15 protein-coding genes are annotated in these 17,681 nt (G+C 70.4%); 6 read left to right on the forward strand and 9 right to left on the reverse strand.

Annotation, left to right across the window (positions count from 1 at the left end):
• Positions 1-80 precede the first annotated feature (80 nt).
• The 8 genes from ACIOEW_RS23920 to ACIOEW_RS23955 form a co-directional block, all read right to left on the reverse strand.
• Positions 81-1,466, reverse strand: a complete 1,386-nt coding sequence (locus ACIOEW_RS23920) for a methylaspartate mutase (RefSeq protein WP_401965782.1) — start codon at positions 1,464-1,466, stop codon at positions 81-83.
• Complete coding sequence (locus ACIOEW_RS23925) at positions 1,463-1,963, reverse strand: cobalamin B12-binding domain-containing protein (protein ID WP_401965784.1); 501 nt, start codon at positions 1,961-1,963, stop codon at positions 1,463-1,465. Before ACIOEW_RS23925 ends, ACIOEW_RS23920 begins: the two co-directional genes overlap by 4 nt.
• A complete protein-coding gene (locus tag ACIOEW_RS23930) occupies positions 1,960-3,219 on the reverse strand; it encodes a type III PLP-dependent enzyme (RefSeq protein ID WP_362557148.1) in 1,260 nt (419 codons plus the stop codon). Before ACIOEW_RS23930 ends, ACIOEW_RS23925 begins: the two co-directional genes overlap by 4 nt.
• Complete coding sequence (locus tag ACIOEW_RS23935) at positions 3,216-4,751, reverse strand: AMP-binding protein (RefSeq protein WP_401965786.1); 1,536 nt, start codon at positions 4,749-4,751, stop codon at positions 3,216-3,218. The genes ACIOEW_RS23930 and ACIOEW_RS23935 overlap by 4 nt, the downstream gene beginning before the upstream one ends.
• Before the next feature lie 164 nt (positions 4,752-4,915).
• On the reverse strand, positions 4,916-5,110 hold the full coding sequence (locus ACIOEW_RS23940; RefSeq protein ID WP_401965787.1) for a ferredoxin: 195 nt from the start codon (positions 5,108-5,110) through the stop codon (positions 4,916-4,918).
• Positions 5,111-5,122: 12 nt separating this feature from the next.
• The gene (locus tag ACIOEW_RS23945; RefSeq protein ID WP_362557154.1) at positions 5,123-6,346 is read right to left on the reverse strand and encodes a cytochrome P450; all 1,224 of its coding nucleotides are present in this window, start codon (positions 6,344-6,346) and stop codon (positions 5,123-5,125) included.
• A gap of 98 nt (positions 6,347-6,444) precedes the next feature.
• Positions 6,445-7,308, reverse strand: coding sequence for a sugar phosphate isomerase/epimerase family protein (locus ACIOEW_RS23950; RefSeq protein ID WP_401965791.1), 864 nt, complete (start codon positions 7,306-7,308; stop codon positions 6,445-6,447).
• A 115-nt stretch (positions 7,309-7,423) separates the two neighbouring features.
• Positions 7,424-8,290 carry an ACP S-malonyltransferase gene (locus tag ACIOEW_RS23955; RefSeq protein WP_401966166.1) on the reverse strand — a complete coding sequence of 289 codons (867 nt, stop codon included), beginning with the start codon at positions 8,288-8,290 and terminating at the stop codon, positions 7,424-7,426.
• A 535-nt stretch (positions 8,291-8,825) separates the two neighbouring features.
• On the opposite strand from ACIOEW_RS23955, the gene ACIOEW_RS23960 reads away from it, so the two are divergent.
• The 4 genes from ACIOEW_RS23960 to ACIOEW_RS23975 all read left to right on the forward strand — a co-directional run bounded on the left by ACIOEW_RS23960 (position 8,826) and on the right by ACIOEW_RS23975 (position 12,220).
• The gene (locus ACIOEW_RS23960) at positions 8,826-10,436 is read left to right on the forward strand and encodes an acyl-CoA carboxylase subunit beta (protein ID WP_362557158.1); all 1,611 of its coding nucleotides are present in this window, start codon (positions 8,826-8,828) and stop codon (positions 10,434-10,436) included.
• Positions 10,437-10,460: 24 nt separating this feature from the next.
• Positions 10,461-10,694 carry an acyl-CoA carboxylase epsilon subunit gene (locus ACIOEW_RS23965; RefSeq protein ID WP_401965793.1) on the forward strand — a complete coding sequence of 78 codons (234 nt, stop codon included), beginning with the start codon at positions 10,461-10,463 and terminating at the stop codon, positions 10,692-10,694.
• Positions 10,695-10,791: 97 nt separating this feature from the next.
• A complete protein-coding gene (locus tag ACIOEW_RS23970; RefSeq protein ID WP_362557162.1) occupies positions 10,792-11,556 on the forward strand; it encodes an alpha/beta fold hydrolase in 765 nt (254 codons plus the stop codon).
• Between the two features lie 394 nt (positions 11,557-11,950).
• Positions 11,951-12,220 (forward strand): PqqD family protein, encoded by a 270-nt coding sequence (locus tag ACIOEW_RS23975; RefSeq protein ID WP_351000804.1) that lies wholly within the window; start codon positions 11,951-11,953, stop codon positions 12,218-12,220.
• 97 nt (positions 12,221-12,317) lie between these two features.
• Here the strand turns inward: ACIOEW_RS23975 and ACIOEW_RS23980 are convergent, their stop codons facing one another.
• The gene (locus ACIOEW_RS23980; protein WP_401965795.1) at positions 12,318-12,932 is read right to left on the reverse strand and encodes a TetR/AcrR family transcriptional regulator; all 615 of its coding nucleotides are present in this window, start codon (positions 12,930-12,932) and stop codon (positions 12,318-12,320) included.
• Positions 12,933-13,197: 265 nt separating this feature from the next.
• Here ACIOEW_RS23980 and ACIOEW_RS23985 point away from each other — a divergent pair, with 265 nt between their 5' ends.
• On the forward strand, positions 13,198-15,906 hold the full coding sequence (locus ACIOEW_RS23985) for an AAA family ATPase (protein ID WP_401965797.1): 2,709 nt from the start codon (positions 13,198-13,200) through the stop codon (positions 15,904-15,906).
• A gap of 646 nt (positions 15,907-16,552) precedes the next feature.
• Positions 16,553-17,680, forward strand: coding sequence for a hypothetical protein (locus ACIOEW_RS23990; RefSeq protein ID WP_401965798.1), 1,128 nt, complete (start codon positions 16,553-16,555; stop codon positions 17,678-17,680).
• Position 17,681: the final 1 nt, after the last annotated feature.

The following is a 17,681-nucleotide window of genomic DNA, read 5'->3' on the forward strand; positions in this document are numbered from 1 at the left end:
TTCACCAAGGAACCGCACCACTGCGGGTCACGCTATGAAGGCGAAAGGGCCGCGCACAGCCCCTACGGCCCCCCTAAGTCTCAAGAACTCTTCTGTGATTCGCCGCCGGAGAGGGACCGGATTCCGGCCGACGCGATGTCGGCACCGTCGCGGTCGTGGGTACCACGGGATTCCAGCGCGACCCGGTCGAACGCCCTTTGTACGTAGGAGAGATCGGCGAGCAGCCCCGCCGATGTGACATCGCGGGTACGGGTCGGGCCGACGAGCCCGGCCAGCGGCAGCCGCCCGGTTCCGGCCCACCTCAGCCGGCCGTCGCCGTCGATGTAGCTGCGGGCCCGGCCGTGGTTGTCCGGGTGCAGGCAGTAGGGGATGTCCAGAGCGCCCTGCCTGAAGGCGAGTTCGAAGGCGTGCCCGATGTCCGGGGACAGTTCGAGTACGCCCTCGATCAGGGCCCTGGCCTCCGCGTATGTCTGCGAGTCGGACTCCGTGCGGGCCGGGACGCCGGGCGGCGCCGTCCTCGCGGTCCTGGCCGCCGACTCCAGTGCGGCGACGTTCTCCGCGACGGTCGGGATCCGGCGGGATTCCGCCACCGTCTTCACGATGAGCCGTTCCGACCCGGAGTCGACCGCGAGACGCGTCGCCTGGTCGAGCAGCAGATAGGCGCCCTCGTCCGTGGTCGGGTAGACGCCCATGTAGGCGTAGATGACCACGTGCCAGTTGGGCGTCGGAAGCAATTCCCCGCAGAGCCGCCGCAGAGCCGCGACCGCTTCCCGGTCCTGCTCCGGGTGGGTCTGCTGGGCATAACTGAGCGACACACTGCGAATTCCGTGCTGGCAGAAGAAAAGCGCTTCGAGCACGCTGATCGCCACCAGCTGGCTCGGTGGGCACAATTGCCCGAGCATGCAGCCGCCGAACGTCTCCAGATGCGGTTCCACTCCGGATTCCCGCAGCTGTGCGAAATCCTCGGTGCAGCGGACCCAGTTCCGTACGGACTCGTCCAGCGGAGTACGCCCGTAGGGGAGGCAGTAGGAGACGGGGCCGCCCTCGGTGGCGTTGATCAGCGTCCTGCGCAGCGCGGCGAAGATGTCCCCGGGGACTGCCGATCCGTGCCGGACCTGGACCGGGAACGTCTCGTCCCTGATCCCCGCGAGGACCTGCCCGGTCACGGCCGGGTCGTAGCTGACGATGGGGTAGCCGTTGAGTCCGGCCCCGGCGCGCAAGGCGCTCTCGACGGAGGCGAGTTCGCCGACTCTCGTGTAGCTGTCGAGGGTGACGGTGCCGACCGTCGTGGCGTCGGCGGCACGGGTGGCGGCCAGCCCCGCGCGCATGGTCGCGGGGTCGCTGAACCCCATCCGGGGCTGCACCACCAGGTCACCGTCGCGGCTTCTCGCCCGGACGAAGGCTCCGAAGTCAACCGGGCGCGCCCCCTCGGCCGTCCGCCGGAGCGGGTGCGCGCCCGGTCTCACGCCCCGACCTCGGTGCGCTCCAGGGAGCGGGGTGCGGTGGAGAGCGTGCCGACGAACCGGCTGAACTCCCTTGTGGCGGTCGAGGCGTCGTCGAAGACGGCGTCGAATCCGGCGGAGATCAGCTCGCCGATCGCCGCGTCGCTCTGCTGCCCGGCGACGCCGAGCTTGCCGCCGATGACCACGGGGGTCGAGGCCAGTTCGCCGCAGGCGCGCAGCGCCTCGATGACGCGCAGCCCGTCCTGGTGGCCGTGGCCGTTGACGCTGCTGATCACCACCAGGTCGGGGGCGGTCTCCCGGCAGGCGTCCACGAGGACCCGGTCCGGGACGCACGGGCCCAGGTTGATCACCTCGTAGCCGAGCTCCTCGATGAGCAGCTGGAGGAAGACGAGGTTCCAGGTGTGCGAGTCGGAGGCCACGGTCGTGACGACCACGGTGCCGCGCCGGGCACCTGCCGGGCTCACGGTGCTCGTGGCGCCGTGCATGAGGCCGGTGCTCATTCGGTGCCTCCCTCGGTGTTCGCGAACGGTTCGTCCAGGGCCGCGTAGGAGCGGCTGTGCTCGATCCGGGAGACGGACAGCACCGTGTCCCCCCGCACGACCACCTCGGTGGGAGCCGGGCGGCCCAGGAACATCAGCAGGCTGGCGGTCGGCCCGTACGCGCCGGCGTTGGGGATCGTCACCAGGTCTCCGGCGGCGAGTGCGGGCAGGTCGATCTCACGGCCGAGGATGTCGCCGGGCGTGCACAGCGGGCCCACCAGGCTGGCCGATTCGACGCACTCCCCCGATTCTGTCCCGACGGCTACGGGCAGCAGCCGGCCGAGGCCCGACATGCCGCCGAAGGTGTTGATGCCCGCGTCGAGGATGACGAACTTGCGGCCACGGCTGACCTTGACGTTGCTGACCGAGGCGACGAGCGTGCCGCTCGCCCCGACGAGGTAGCGGCCCGACTCGCAGGCGATCTCGGGGCCCTCGGTCCGCCACTGCGGGAAGTGGGTGTCCAGCGCGGCGGCGAGTTCGCCGCGCAGCTTGGGGTACGTCCCGCGGCTGCCGGGCACGGCGTACGGCACGGTGAAGCCGCCGCCGATGTCGAGGAAGCGCAGGGGAAGGTCCAGTTCGTGCTGGAGGCGTGCGGCCAGCTCGATGGTGTGCTGGAACTCGCCGACGAGGCTGTCCTCGTCCTTGGCGTTGCTCAGCGGGAAGAAGTGCATCCCGGTGATGCGGACGCCCGCGACGGTCCGCAGTTCGGGGACCACGTCGGCCAGGGTCTCGCTGTCGAAGCCGAACTGCGAGGGCGTGCCGGTCATCCGGATGCTGCTGGTGGCGCTGGCCGACGCGCTGTTGACGCGCAGCAGGCAGTCGGCGGTCACTCCGTGCGCCAGGGCGGCGTCGGCCACATGGCGGACGTCGGTGACCGAGTCGGTGGAGAAGACGCGGACACCCAGGCGGATCGCCTCGTCCAGCTCGCCCGGGGTCTTGCCGGGGCCGGTGTAGAGGCAGTCCTCGCCCCGGAAGCCGGCGGAGAGGGCGGACTCCAGCTCGCCGGTGGAGCTGATCTCGGGCCGGCAGTGGCGGCCCTCGCCCTCGCGCAGGGCCCGGACCAGGCCCGGGTGGGGGTTGGCCTTGAGGGCGTAGAAGAGGGTGAACTCCTCGGGCAGGGCGTCGAACAGCTGCTGCCGTGCCGCGTCGAGCTCGTCGAGGTCGTACACGTACAGCGGTGTGCCGAATCGTTCGGCCAGTGCCTGGTAGCGGCTCATCGCCCTTCCCCGTCGATCATCTCGGTCAGTACCTGCCGGGCGTTCTTCCCGTGCAGGCTCAGCGGCAGTTCGTCCAGGACCCGGCACAGAGCGGGCACCTTGGCCGACTCCAGGCGTTCGGCCAGTTCCTTCAGGACGGTGTGGGGGGCCAGTTCCGTCTCGGCGAAGATGACCAGGTCGCGGGTGTCGGTGGGCGGCAGCGCCGTGGCGGTGCGCACCCCGGGGATGTCCATGGCGGCGGCCTCGATCTCCACCGTGCTCATCCGGATGCCCTTGCGCTTGAACATGTCGTCGCGGCGGCCCTCGAAGTAGAGGTAGCCGTCCTCGTCGAGCCGGCCGTAGTCGCCGGTGTGGAGGCGCAGCGCCCCGGTGTCGGGGTCTCGGCGGAAGGTGCGCGCGGAGAGTTCGGGGCGGCGCCAGTAGCCGGGCATGACGTGCGGTCCCACGGCGACGATCTCGCCGGTCTCGCCGGTCGGGAGGGACCGGCCCTCCGCGTCGAGGATGAGGACGGTGGTGCCGGGCAGAGGCAGGCCCACCGACTGGGGGCGCTCGTGCTCCTGGTCCGGCGGCATGATGGTGACGCGCTTGCACTCGGTCTGGCCGAACTGGCGGACCACCTGGACGCCGGGGAACGCCTCGCGCAGGGCGGCGACCGCGTGGTCGGGCAGCGCGGCTCCGGTGTTGGTGAACATCCGTACCGGGGGCGGGTCCTGGGTGTCGCGCCGGGCGAGGGTGCCGATCATCGTGGCCAGGGACGGCACGATGGGGACCACGGTGGCACCGGTCTCGCGCATGCGTCGCAGCAGTACGAGGTCGGACTCGCCGCCGTCCAGGACCAGTTGCGAGCGTCCGAGGCAGGCGAGCAGCACCTTGTACAGGCCGTAGTCCCAGGAGATCGGGAAGCGGCAGAAGACGACGTCGTCCGGCCGGTACCCCAGCACCTCCTGGATGGCGCGGGAGGCGAAGGTGACCTGCGCGTGGGGGCACACGACCGCCTTGGGCGCGGCGGTGCTGCCGGAGGTGTAGACGAGGAACGCGGTGTCGTCGGCGCTGATGTCCAGGGGCGGGAGCGCCGGGTGTCCGGCGGCCTCCTCGACGTGGGGCCAGATCGCCGCGAGGTCGTGCACGGGGAGGGCGGCGGCCCGGCCGAGTACCTCGGTGGTGGGGCCGTCGCCGATGATCAGGGAGGGTTCGGCGTCCTCGATGACGGACCGGAGGTGGTACTCCTTCATCGCGGGGTTGAGCGGTACCAGGATCACACCGAGGCGGGAGGCCCCGTAGACCATGGCAACCAGCTCGCGCCGGCTGGGGAGCTGCACGAGCAGCCGGTCACCGCGTGCCGCGCCCTGCTCGCCGAGCCAGGCGGCGAAACCGTGGCTGAGTTCGGCCATCCGCCGGTACGTCACCTCGCCGGCGGAGTCGTGCAGACACTGCGCGTCCGGGGTGTCCGCGGTCGCGTCGTCGAGCAGGGAATGGACCGTCCCGCCGTTCCCGTGCGCCGTCGGCGCGTAAGTGGTGTTCGGATTCTCCACGGTTCCAACGTCGCTTTCGGGTGTGGGTGGCGAGCGGACCGGCGTCGTCGCGCGACGGGGGCCGGACGCTTCGAGGGGAGGTGGGGAGGTCCGGAGCAGCCGGGGCACGGGCCCGGAGGGGAGGGGGGCCGTGCCCCGGCTTCCGGGGAGGGGTGGTCTACGACCTAGTCGGCGACGCTCAGCGCCCCGACCGGGCAGACGTTGACGGACTCCAGGACTTCGTCGCGCAGCTTCTCGTCCGGCGTCCCGATCAGCAGCACCACCTTGCCGTCCTCGTCGTTCTGGTCGAACACGGCGGGCGAGGTGATCACACAGGAACCGGCGGCGACACAACGCTCTTTGTCGACGATCACACGCATGGAATAACTCCTTTACCAGGTCACCGGCAGCTCGTGGACGCCGTCGATGAGGGCGTTGGCCTTGAAGGGCAGTTCGTCCAGAGCCGCGTCGAGACGCAGTCCGGGGATACGCCGCAGCAGGGTCGTGAAGACGACCTCCAGCTGCATGCGGACGAGCATCTGGCCCGCGCACTGGTGGCGTCCGAAGCCGAACGCCACGTTGTGGCGTGCCTCGCGGCGGGTCAGGTCCAGGGTGTTGGGGTCCTTGAAGACCGCCGGGTCGTGGTTGGAGGCCGAGAGCGAGCAGATGACGCCCTCGCCCTTACGGATCAGCTGGCCGCCGATCACTGCGTCGTCCAGCGCGACGCGGACGGTGCCGTGGTCGGAGATGCTGGAGTAGCGCGACAGCTCGTCGACGGCCTGGCCCGACAGTTCGGGGTGCGCGCGCAGCCAGTCGGCCTGCTCGGGGTGCTGGAGGAGGACGAGGGCGCCGATGGTGATGCCGTTGACGGTGCTCTCGTGACCGGCGGCGATCATGGCCCGTACCAGGGCGCTGATGTCGGACGGTTCCAGCTCGTTCTTCTCCCCGTTGCGCTGGAGCAGACTGCTGATCAGGTCGTCGCCGGGGTTCTTCTGCCGCTCGGCGATGAGCTCGTAGAGGAGCACCTCGACCTCGGCGTTGGCCGAGGCGTGCTCCTCGGCGCTGCCCTGGGTGACGAGGAGGGTGACCCAGCGGTGGAACAGGTCACGCGACTCGTGCGGAACACCGGTCAGCTCGCACATCCCGATGGACGGCACGGGCATCGACAGCATGGACACCAGGTCCACCGGGCCGCCCTGGGCCAGCATCGCGTCGATGCACTCGTCGACGATCTCCTGGGTGCGCGGCCGCATCGCCTCGACGCGCTTCACACTGAGCTCCGGCATCAGCATCATGCGGTGCGCGGTGTGCTCCGGCGGGTCCATGTGCAGCAGGGCGGGCTTGACCTTGCCGAGCAGTTCCATGGGGAAGTGGAACTGGAGCGGGTAGCCGGGGTCGGCCATGTTGGCGCTGAACCGCGGGTCGACCAGCATCTGCCGGACGTCCTCGTACCGGGTGAGCAGCCAGGCCTCACGGCCGTTGAACTTGAGCTTGACCCGGGAGACCGGCTCGGTCTCCCGCAGCACCGCGTACTCCGGTGCGGGGTCCAGGGGGCAGCCGGTGCGCTCCAGGGGGAAGGGGCGGGGCTGGGCGTGCGGACATGCGTCGACGGACATGGTTCCTTCTCCAGAGGTCTCTGCGCTCGGTGGGTGACGGCCTCCCCGCGGCAGGGAGGCCGCTCCCTGCCGCGGGGAGGTCGTGAGGGGTGGCGCTCTCAGCCGCGGGCCTTCTCGAGGGAGGCGCGCACGGCCGCGGCGGTACGGGCGATGTTCTCGCTGAGCGGCAGGGCGCGCAGGTCGGCGGAGAGGACCTCCACCGACGGGGTGAGGTCGACGCCCTTGGCGTCCAGCGTGTGCAGCAGCCCGGTGATGTCGAAGTCGCCCTCGCCGGGCAGCAGTCGGCCGCTGAGGACCTCGTTCATGACGTCGGGGGACGGCGTGCTCGGGGCGTCCGCGAACTCCACGCCCGCGATCTGCGCGCCCGTGAGCTGGTCGACCGAGCCGACGCCGGTCGGGTCGCGGAAGAGGTGCCACATGTCGATGAGCAGACCGGCGTTCGGGCGGTCCGCGGCCACGATGATGTCGGAGGCGACCTGGTAGGTGAAGCCGGGCATCACGGCCATGGCTTCGAGGGAGATGTTCAGTCCGCGCGCGGCGGCACGGTCGCACATCGCGCCGAAGCGCTCGGTGAGGACCTCGGTGGGGGGCATCTCCACGCCGGGCGGGTACACGGCACAGGACTTGACGGCGGGAATGCCGGCCAGCCCGGCCAGCTCGAAGAGGCGGGCCTCCGCCTCCAGGGCAGGGCCGCTCTCCTCCGGTCCGGCGTTCCAGCCGAAGTGGACCTCCAGCTCGTGCAGCCGGATCCCGTACTCGGAGAGCAGGCCGCGCAGCTTGTCCGCCGAGTGGTCGGCCAGGAACGACTCCAGCTCCTCGACGGCCATACCCATCGAGACGCAGTTGTTCTCGGCCAGCGCCGCCAGCCGTTCCTCCAGCGTGTACCGCACCGGCTCCTGCCAGGCAGACCCGGTCAGCTGCAGATAGGCGAATCCCAGGTCGGTCCTGGTCAGAAGGGTCATGGTGTACCTCTCGCTCGAAAGTCCGCGGCCGGTCCTGGTGCCGGTGGCAGGGACGCGGCGCCGGCCTGGGCGCGTCCCTCGAAGGTGCTTCGGGTCAGGGGAGACGGGGCCGCGCTCAGGCGGCGAGGCTCCGGCGGACGGGCCGGAGCGCCGTCCGCGGGTCCACGGCGACGACGTCGAAGTTCCTGGTGGTGACGGGAACCCGGCCGAAGAGGCTGTCCGGACCGGCGACGTACAGCTTGCCGACGCCGTGGCGGCGCAGGGAGTCGACGACGGCGGGCCAGCGGACCGGACGGACGAAGCCGTCCAGCAGCATGGTGCGGACCTGGTCGCCGGTGGTCAGCAGGGTGCCGTCCTGGTCGGCGACGACCGGGATCCGGGGGTCGTGGAAGGTGAGCAGGGCGAAGAGTTCCTCCTCGGCCCGCTCACGCAGAGGGGCGAAGACGCTCGCGTGCATGGGCGGGCGCATCGTGTACAGCGGCAGGCCCCCGACCGAACGCAGTCGCTTGCCGAGCCACTCCAGCACGGTCGCGCGCAGCGACACCATGTAGAAGTCCTCGTCGACATGGCAGGAGATCTCGTACCACTCGCCGCGCTCGTCGAGCTCGGCGAGCACCCGGTCCAGTTCGGGGCGCGGGACGCGGGTGAAGGAGTGGGTGACCACGTCGTGGTGGTTCTCGGCGAACCAGGACTCCAGGAGCCTGGCCCAGCCGGCGGTCAGGCGGACGGCGTCGGCGAAGTCCAGGACGCCCGTGTGGGCCGCCGCGGTCTTTCCGCCGAAGCTGGGTCCGACGCAGAGCGCGGGTTCCGGGTCGAACCGGTCCTGCGCCCAGGTGGCGAGGGCGAGGCAGTTGACGAGGAACGCGACCTGGGCGTACTCGCTGTAGTCTCCCTCGGTCTCCCGGTAGCGGTCGACGAGTGAGTAGCCGAGTGCGTGGTCGGCCTCGGCGACGAGCCGGCGGGCCACCGGGTTGACCAGCATGAACTTGGCCGAGTCCTGGAAGCGCGTGGGGCTCATGCCGGGGAAGACCAGCGCACCGCCGGTACGGAAGTCGTCTCTCATGGTGTCCTGCCCTTCAGCACGTCGTCCCGGCGCGATCAGCCCGTCGGGCGCTTCGTTTCCGAACCGGTCGGGCTCCAGGCTGAGGTCTGCCCGCCGCCGCCAAAACCCCTAAGGTTCGCGGGTCCCAATTCCGTTGACGTCCCTCGGCCTTGGAGGCGGGGCGTCCCGACGTCCGGGCGGTGTAAAGGGACTTCGCTTCCACCCGGTGGTGCCCCGTAGAGCCCCTAAGGGTCCCGTGTCCTGGCCGGCCTGGCCGGTGGGCGGGCCGGGGCCCGGCCGCAGGTCGCAGGGGCTGTCCTGCCAGGGATGCCGGGACAGCCCTTTAGGGGGGTGCCGGACAACTTAGGGGAGGGCACGAGGACCGCGCCGGGTCTTCAATGAGGGACGGTTATCCGGATTCCGGCGCCGGTGCGAGAAGCCACCGGGCACCGTCGAGCCAAGGATGGGTGGGACCATGACAGTGCATCAGGACGCCCCGTCGAACAGTGGTGGCGACAGCTCCGCGCCGCCCCGGCCGGATCTGCGCTCGCTGGTGGCTCAGGCGGCGGAGCTGAAGAGCGCGGCGCGCGAGGGCATGGGCCCGCGCTCCACCGAACAGCAGCACGCGCGGGGCAAGTTGACCGCTCCGGAGCGGTTGGAGTTGCTCTTCGACGCGGGGACGTTCCAGGAGGTCGAGGCGCTGCGGCGGCACCGGTCCACAGGATTCGGCCTGGAGCACCGACGCCCCAGCGGGGACGGGGTGATCACCGGATGGGGCCAGGTGCACGGCCGCACGGTCTTCGCGTACGCGCATGACTTCCGGGTCTTCGGGGGCTCGCTGGGCGAGGCGCACGCGGAGAAGATCCACAAGGTGATGGATCTGGCGATCTCGTCCGGCGCGCCTCTGGTGGGGCTGAGCGACGGTGCCGGGGCGCGGATCCAGGAGGGTGTGACGGCACTCGCCGGCTACGGCGGGATCTTCCGCCGCAACGTGCGGGCGTCCGGGGTGATCCCCCAGATCAGTGTGATTCTCGGGCCGTGCGCGGGCGGTGCCACCTACTCGCCGGCGCTCACCGACTTCGTCTTCATGGTGCGGGACATCTCGCAGATGTACATCACCGGGCCGGACGTGGTCCAGGCCGTCACCAACGAGCGGGTGACACACGAACAGCTCGGTGGGGCGGAGGTCCACGCGACGGTCTCCGGCGCGGCCGGATTCGTCTACGACGACGAGGCGGAGTGTCTGGAGGAGGTCAGGCACCTGCTCTCCCTGCTGCCCGCGAACAACCGCGAACTGCCGCCCGAGGCGCCGACCGACGACCCTGCGGACCGGCGGTGCGACAGCCTGCTGAGCCTGGTGCCGCACCACGCCAACCAGTCGTACGACATGCGCGCGGTGATCCGGGAGATCGTCGACGACGAGGACTTCTTCGAAGTCCACGCGCAGTGGGCCACCAACATCATCTGCGCGTTGGCCCGGCTGGACGGTCACACGGTCGGCATCGTGGCGAACCAGCCGGCATCGCAGGCCGGGGTGCTGGACATCCACGCCTCGGAGAAGGCGGCGCGGTTCGTCCAGACCTGCGACGCGTTCAGCATCCCGCTGGTCACGCTGGTCGACGTGCCGGGCTTCCTGCCGGGCACCGACCAGGAGCACCAGGGCATCATCCGGCACGGCGCGAAGCTGCTCTACGCCTACTGCGACGCGACTGTCCCGCGTGTCCAGGTCATCCTGCGCAAGGCGTACGGCGGTGCGTACATCGTGATGGACTCGCGCTCCATCGGGGCCGACCTCTCCTTCGCCTGGCCGACCAACGAGATCGCCGTGATGGGCGCGGAGGGCGCGGCGAACATCGTCTTCCGCCGGGAGATCGCGGCCGCTCCCGATCCCGCGGCGGCCCGTGAGCAGCGGATCAAGGAGTACCAACAGGAGCTGATGCACCCTTACTACGCGGCCGAACGCGGTCTCGTGGACGACGTGATCGATCCCTCCGAGACCCGTGCGGTGCTGGTACGTTCCCTCGCGATGCTGCGGACCAAGGACGCGCGGGTTCCGGCCCGCAAGCACGGCAACCCCCCGACCTGAGTCCTGTGAGGAGTGACCGAGCCCATGACCGCTGCCCCCTGCGCCCCGGCCACCGGATCCGCCGGCCCGGACGGCAACGGTCCGGCGCTGCGTTTCCTCGGCGGCGTGCCGTCCGCCGAGGAGATCGCCGCCGTGACCACCGCTCTGCTGAGCCTGCGCCGCGCCCCGGCAGCCGGCCCGGACGCCCGTCCCTGCGCCGCACCCCGGTGGAGCGCGCCGCTTCATTACCGCCCGCCCGGCAGCTGGGCTGCGCGGTGAGGCACTTCGGCAACGGCCGGGGCGACCCCGGCTTCCCTTCCGACTCCGTACCGGACCTGGCCCGACAGCGACAGCGACAGAAGGATGTAGAGCACTGATGACGGACGACTCACGGGAGACCGGGCCCTGGATCCGGCGATTCCATCCGGCGCCCGAGGCCCCCGCCCGCCTGGTCTGTTTCCCGCACGCGGGCGGATCGGCCACCTACTACTTCCCGGTGTCACGTGCACTGTCCCCGGCGGTCGACGTTCTCGCGATCCAGTACCCCGGCCGCCAGGACCGCAGGAGCGAACCCTGCGTGGAGGACATCGAGGAGCTGGCCGATCTCGTCATCGAGGAACTGCGCCCCTGGGGGGACGTTCCCCTGACCCTGTTCGGCCACAGCATGGGAGCCACGCTCGCGTTCGAGGTGGCCCGCAGGCTGGAGGCCGCGGGAACGCCGCCGCGCACGCTCTTCGCCTCGGGCCGCCGGGCGCCCTCCCGGGTACGGGACGAGACCGTGCACCTGGCGACCGACGACCGCCTCATCGCCGACATCACCCAGCTGAGCGGGACGGATTCCGCGGTGCTGGCCGATCCCGAGATCTTGCGCATGATCCTTCCGGCGATCCGCAGCGACTACAAGGCCGCGGAGACGTACCGCTACCGGCCGGGACCGCTGCTCGGCCTGGACGTCGTGGCGCTCGTCGGTGACAACGACCAGCAGGTGACCGTCGACGAGGCGACGTCGTGGGGCGAGCACACCACGGCGTCGTTCGAGCTGAAGGTGTTCCCCGGCGGACACTTCTACCTCGACTCCCACGTGCCCCAGGTCCTCGACCTGATCCGCGCCCGCACGAGCGCGCTGACCGTGGAATCGTGAGCGACCGTGCGCGCCGGCCGTACGGTCCGCGCGCACGGTCGCATACATGTGAGTGCCGCGCGGGACGCCGGGACAGGCGCCCCGCGCGGCAGGCCTGCTCGCGCCTGCCCGGGAGTCAACTCCCGGGCAGGCGCGCTTCATGGCCCCGGCCAATGCATTCCGGACAGAGTTGCGCTTCCCTCACCAGAATCTAGACGACCGTACTAGACTAACGTCTATCGCAGCATCGGGCAGCCTGCCCTCATGAGCCGATGCGCGAGGCAGACCCGGTCGGCGCCCGCAGACGGACCGACCTGACAGACATCCCACCCCCCACCCCCCGCCCCGCGTACACGGTCACGCCTCCTCCTCATGGTTGGCCGTCACCAGCCGGCTATCGACAACGGAGGCCAGAGTGCCGGTACGACCAGAGCACGGCGTCACCTCACGCGTCACCGAGGACGGGTACCTCGAATTCCTCACCACGGCGGACGGCACCAGCTACCGGTGCAGCCCGGTCGCCGCAGCCATGTGGATCGCTTTGCGCCAGCACAACGGCCAACTCGTCCCGGCGGCCGAGATGCTGGCCGAACTGTGGTGTACGGACCCGGAGAACACCCGTACCGATATGGACATCTGGGTGAGCGAACTGCGGGACGCCGGCCTGGTCCGCGACGAGCCCTGAGCGGGCCGGCGCGACACCCGTCGGGCCTGCGCAGCACCCGCCGGGGCGGCGGCCGCGACCCCCGCCCCCTTCGGGCACCCGGTCACTCCTCGATCCCTCAGACGGCCGGGCCCGAACCGACGGCGGCACCCTGATGCAGCACCAGAATGGCCCGCATCGCCTCGGCCAGATCGCGCCCGGAGGGTGCGGTCTCCGGCGAGAACAGCCACAGCGACATCACCCCGTTGAGCAACGCGGCGTAGAACCGGCCGAGGGTGACCGCCATCTGCTCGTCGACCTCGCTCTCGTCCACGCCGTGGAAGAGCGCCACGAGCGCAGACCAGCCGAACGGCTGCGCCTTGGAGAGCCCCTGCCGCATCTGAGGCAGGTTCTCCGCGTGCACGGCGACCTCCACGCTCAGCGCCCACAGGGGTTTGCGCTCAGGGAAGATCTCGACGATACGGTTCCAGACCATCTCGAAGCGCTCGATCGTCGACCCCGCGGATTCGAGGTCGGCCCCGATCGCGGTGTCCGGCCCGAACTCGTCCGCCCACTCCTGCATCGCCTGGACGTAGGCCTGCACCAACAGGGCGTCCTTGGAACCGTAGTGGTAGCCGATGGACGCCAGCGCGGTGCCGGATGCCGCCACGATGTCCCGCGCGCTCGTACGGGCGAACCCCTTCTCCAGCAGACAGCGCTTCGCGCCTTCCAGGAGATCTTCACGGTGACCCACAGCACCACCCTTGACTCGAAGCCGTCGGGGCATCTTAGACCGACCGAACTCCGGTGGAACTGCGAAGCGTTGACCTGGCTGCCGAACGCAAGAGCGCCTCGCCGGGCGTGCAACTTGTGACCACTAGAGGATACGCCGAGCGTGCGCCACACTCATAGGCGTGTAGCGTACGCACACGCGTTCCATATACGCCACACGTGTTCCATCAGGGCATTTCCCAATGCCCGGGACAAGACAATCTGCAGCGTGGGCCTCGGGGGACATAGTGGAATTTGCCGAAAGAGAGCCAGAAGTCCAGATACTGCGCACCGCGCTCAGTGAGAGCCGAGGCGGCGCACCCCGCATCGTCCTCATCGAGGGCGCTGCCGGATGCGGCAAGAGTGAGCTCATCGACACTCTCGCCGAATGGACCGAAGCGGGCGACGACCTGTCCTTGCGGGCGTTCGGCTCACCGACCGAACGGGAGCTGCCGCTCGGCCTGATGCGACAGCTGACCGGAGACGCACCGGCCGGCACACTCCCCGAGGTCTCCACGGCGCCGGACGGTCAGCCGCAGGTCAGCGCGATGCGGGAGTTCCAGGCGGCGCTGGAGCGGCTGAGCGCCGCCACGCCCCTCGTCATCTCCGTCGACGACGTGCACCACGCGGACAGCGCGTCCCTGCGCTACCTCCAGCACATCGTCCGGCACTGCCGCTCCACCAGGATGCTGCTCGTACTCACGACTCCCCTGCACCAGGACGGCCAGGACGCCTCCTTCGGTACGGAGTTGCTGCGCAGCCGCAACGTGCGGCGCATCCGGCTGCGGCGGCTGAGCCCCGAGGGATGCCGGCGCGTCGCGGCCGGCTCCCACGGCCCCACACCTCGCGAGGCGCTCTCGGGTGAGCTGCACGCGATCAGCGGGGGCAATCCCTTGCTGCTGCGCGCCCTCCTGGAGGAGTACCGCTCCGCTCCGGCCGGCGCCGACACCTTCCTGCCCGAGCAGGGCGGGCTGTTCGGACAGGCCGTCCTGACCTGCCTGCGGCACAACGGACCGCACATGCTCGACCTCGGTGCGGCGCTCGCCGTGCTGGGCGACGCCTACACGCCGGAGCGGGCCGGCAGGCTCCTGGGCGTCCCGGCGTTCGCCGCCGCGCAGTCGGTCGCCTCGCTCTCCGCCTCCGGGATTCTCGACGGCCACCGCTTCCCGCACCCGCACACCGAGCGGGCGATCCTGGATCAGGTACCGGCCGACGTGCTGGCCGGGCTGCATCTGCGCACCGCCGAACTCCTGCACCTGGAAGGCGAATCCGTAACCGAGGTCGCCCGGCATCTGCTCGCCGCCACCCACATGGGGGGCTCACTCAGCGCCGCCCCCTGGGCCGTGGACGTGCTGCGGGAGGCCGCCGAGGACCTGCTGACGCGCAGCGGCCCGGCCCGGGCCTCGGAAGCACTCGAACTCGCCCACGAACTGAGCCTCGACGAGCAGCAGCGGGCCGACATCAAGACCCGGCTCGCAGCCGTCACCTGGCGGGTCAATCCGGGACGGGCGGAGAAGCACCTGTCCGCCCCGCTCGCGGTGCTCCGCTCCGGCCGACTGGCCGTGGAGCGCCTGGCCCCGCTGGCCGGACTCCTCACCTCCCAGGGCCGCATCGCCGAGGCCGCCGAGGTGATGTCCATGATCCTCAGGGAGACCATGGCGGGCGGCGCGGGCGGCCATGAGGGATCCGGACACGGACCCCGCCCGGACGGGATGCCGGGCGCACCCGGCATCCGGGTCGAGAATCCGCGAGGACCGGGCGAGGGAAGGCCCTCGCCCGGCACCGAGGACAGCGCGGAGGCCACGGTCGCCGAGCGCTTCCTGCGCACGACCGTCCTCACCGACGAGACGCTGGAACCGGTCATGCGCGCCCTGCGGTCCCTCTCCTACTTCGGTCACCCCGAACGGGCCGCCGCCTGCTGCCGCGAACTGATCGCCGAGGCCGAGCGGCAGAAGGCCCCCGCCTGGCAGGCTTTGTTCTCCTCCGCGCTCGCGGCGGTACTTCTGCGTCTGAGTGATCTGCACGCCGCCGAGGAGTACGCCCGCCGGGCGCTGGACTGCCTGCCCGAGCAGAGCAGCAGCGCGTTCATCGGGAGTCCGACGGCCACACTGATCCGGGCGCGCACTCTCATGGGCGACCACGCGACGGTGGCCCGCCAGCTCCACCAGCCCGTCGCGGACACGCTGTTCAAGAGCACCCACGGCCTCTCCTACCTGCGCGCCCGTGGCCTCTACCTCATGGCGACGCACCAACTCCACGCCGCGCTCGGCGACTTCCTGGAAGCGGGCCGGCTCGCCAAGAGCTGGGGCGTGGACCGGCCGGCGATGCTGCCCTGGCGCACGGACGCGGCCGACGTACTGTTCCGGCTCGGTGAGACGCAGCGGGCCAAGGCGCTCGTGGAGCAGCAGTTCGCCGATCCGGACGCGCGCAGGCCGTGGGTACGCGGAATCAGCTTGCGTCTACGCGCGGTGACTTCGGATCCGCGCCAGCAACTGGCCCTGCTCAATCAGTCGGTCGAGGAGCTGAGCCGTTCCGGCGACCGGGTGGAGCTGGCCCGTTCGCTCGTCGCGCTGGGCCGTTCCCTGCGGGCGGTCTCCGAGCCCGCCCGTGCGGACGCGGTGCTCCGCAGGGCCTGGAACCTGGCCCGCGAGTGCGGTGCCGAGTCGCTGTGCGAGGAGATCTCCCCGGAGCTCGGCCCGGAGGACCGGATGCACCGGAGCGGCGCCCAGGAGGAGTGCCGCTCCGAGCTCGACACCAAGCTGAGCGACTCGGAGCGCCGGGTGGCCACCCTCGCGGCAAGCGGCTACACCAACCGCGAGGTCTCCCTGAAGCTGCACATCACCGTCAGCACCGTCGAGCAGCACCTCACGCGCGTGTACCGCAAGCTCAACATCACACGTCGGCAGGACCTTCCGGTGGACCTCCACCTCACGGTCTCCACGGCCGAAGCGGTCTGATCTGCCGCCGCGGCTCCCCGCTGCGGCAGATCCTGCCCCGCCACGAACCCGCGCGGCTGCCGAAGCCCGGGCCCGGGACGGCAGGGCGACGTCACGGACGTTCTCAGGACGCCGGACCGCGCGGCGCGGCCTCGCCCTGACCGCGATCGCGCGGCCGGGCCGAAGCGAACGGCCCGGCCGCGCCGATGCCGGCCCTGCCGCCGCCGGCCGGCAGAAGCGAGCGCACCGAAGCGAGCGCGCCGGAATCCCGGGAAACCCCCTTCCCTTCATACGGCGCACCCAAACGGCGTCACCCTCCGAACACAAGTAAAGGGACAGTAAATGAAATGCATTAATTGAGTAAATACTGTTGGGTAAGCAACCCCCTCGGTTACGCTCGTGCCGACCAATCCTGCTCCGATTACTCATGCGAAAATTCCGGACCAGGAGATTCCGCCCTGACTAAGCACTACCTTAGTGACCCCGCCCGAGCCTCCTTGCGTTAATTTTCGCCAACCTTTCCGACGCTTTCCGTACTCCCTCCCGCCACTGCACGGCCGTACCCTCGGATCACTCGTGAGCGAATTCACGCTCCATTTCTCTTCACGAAATCCAGATACCCTAGAGTTGATGCCCAATGACCTGCGGGCAAAAGGGGGAGCAGCGAATGCCGGCAGCCAGAGGGTCCCGCTCGGCCGGGGAATGCACGCCACTGGACCACAGCGCATCGACGCAGGGATTCAGCGGGGAAGCGACCCGGCCCGAGCACGAGGACGTCGCCGAGAGTCTGAGCCTGAGTCCCGAGCAGTCGATCGGTGCGGAGCGGGTACTGCGTCTCCTGGGCCTGATCCGGCCGGACGCCGCCGAGGGCGAACGCGTCGCGCCGGTGGACGCGGAGGAGACCGGGGCGCAGCTGGCACGGGCGCTCGGAGCACGGCTGCGCGACCGTCGTACGGACCGCGCCCGTGACCACGAGGAGAGCCGGCCGGACCCGGCGGGGCCGCTCTCCGTCGCCCCGCCACCGGCGGACGGTCCCGCCGGCATCACGGCCTTACATGCGCTGATCAGCCACATGAGCGCCCGCTGCCAGGAGGAACTTCTCCTGGTCCTGCCCAGCGGCGCTCGCCCCTGCCGTGCTTTTCCGGCAGCCCGGACCATCGCCCTGGACCTGCTCGACCGCGGGGTGCGGGCCCGGCTGATCTACCAGCACGCCATACGCGGCGACCTGGTGACCCGAGCCCTGGTGCGGGAGCTGACGCAGCACGGGGCGGAGGTAAGGACCAGCGCCGAGCTGATCGATCCGCTCGTCGCCTTCGACCGGGAAGCGCTCGTTCTGCCCCACTCCCCGGGCTCGTCGCGGGGAGCCGGCATGACGACGGCGGCCGCGGTGCGGGACCCGGCGATGGTCGCTTTCGCCTGTGCCGCTTTCGAGAACCTGTGGAACACCTCGAGCCCGCTCATTCCCGACGCGAAGGATACTCCGGACACCATCGATGCCCTCAAGAAGTCGATAGTGCGCCTTATGGCGATGGGGCACAAAGACGAAATGGTGGCTCGCCGGCTCGGCATATCGGTCCGCACATGCCGCCGTCATATCGCTGAAATCATGGATGACCAGGGAGCAATCAGCCGCTTTCAAGCAGGTGTTCACCTGACCCGGGCGGGCCTGGTCGACGATCCCTTTCCACCGCTCCGGACTTCCGCGACAAGGAATGAGTCCGACCTGTCGGATAACTGCGGGGTCACGGATGGGGCCACATCTTCGGCATACATGCCCGGAACATCACCCACGTAAC

This window comes from Streptomyces sp. NPDC087901 (assembly GCF_044742205.1).
Lineage (GTDB): Bacteria > Actinomycetota > Actinomycetes > Streptomycetales > Streptomycetaceae > Streptomyces.

Excerpts from the sequence above, each read along its gene's own strand:
- ACIOEW_RS23970 (WP_362557162.1), top strand. The coding sequence starts at position 10,792 with ATGACGGACGACTCACGGGAGACCGGGCCCTGGATCCGGCGATTCCAT.
- ACIOEW_RS23955 (WP_401966166.1), bottom strand. The coding sequence starts at position 8,290 with ATGCTGGTCAACCCGGTGGCCCGCCGGCTCGTCGCCGAGGCCGACCAC.
- ACIOEW_RS23925 (WP_401965784.1), bottom strand. The coding sequence starts at position 1,963 with ATGAGCACCGGCCTCATGCACGGCGCCACGAGCACCGTGAGCCCGGCA.
- ACIOEW_RS23950 (WP_401965791.1), bottom strand. The coding sequence starts at position 7,308 with ATGACCCTTCTGACCAGGACCGACCTGGGATTCGCCTATCTGCAGCTG.
- ACIOEW_RS23945 (WP_362557154.1), bottom strand. The coding sequence starts at position 6,346 with ATGTCCGTCGACGCATGTCCGCACGCCCAGCCCCGCCCCTTCCCCCTG.
- ACIOEW_RS23990 (WP_401965798.1), top strand. The coding sequence starts at position 16,553 with ATGCCGGCAGCCAGAGGGTCCCGCTCGGCCGGGGAATGCACGCCACTG.
- ACIOEW_RS23960 (WP_362557158.1), top strand. The coding sequence starts at position 8,826 with ATGACAGTGCATCAGGACGCCCCGTCGAACAGTGGTGGCGACAGCTCC.
- ACIOEW_RS23930 (WP_362557148.1), bottom strand. The coding sequence starts at position 3,219 with ATGAGCCGCTACCAGGCACTGGCCGAACGATTCGGCACACCGCTGTAC.
- ACIOEW_RS23965 (WP_401965793.1), top strand. The coding sequence starts at position 10,461 with ATGACCGCTGCCCCCTGCGCCCCGGCCACCGGATCCGCCGGCCCGGAC.
- ACIOEW_RS23940 (WP_401965787.1), bottom strand. The coding sequence starts at position 5,110 with ATGCGTGTGATCGTCGACAAAGAGCGTTGTGTCGCCGCCGGTTCCTGT.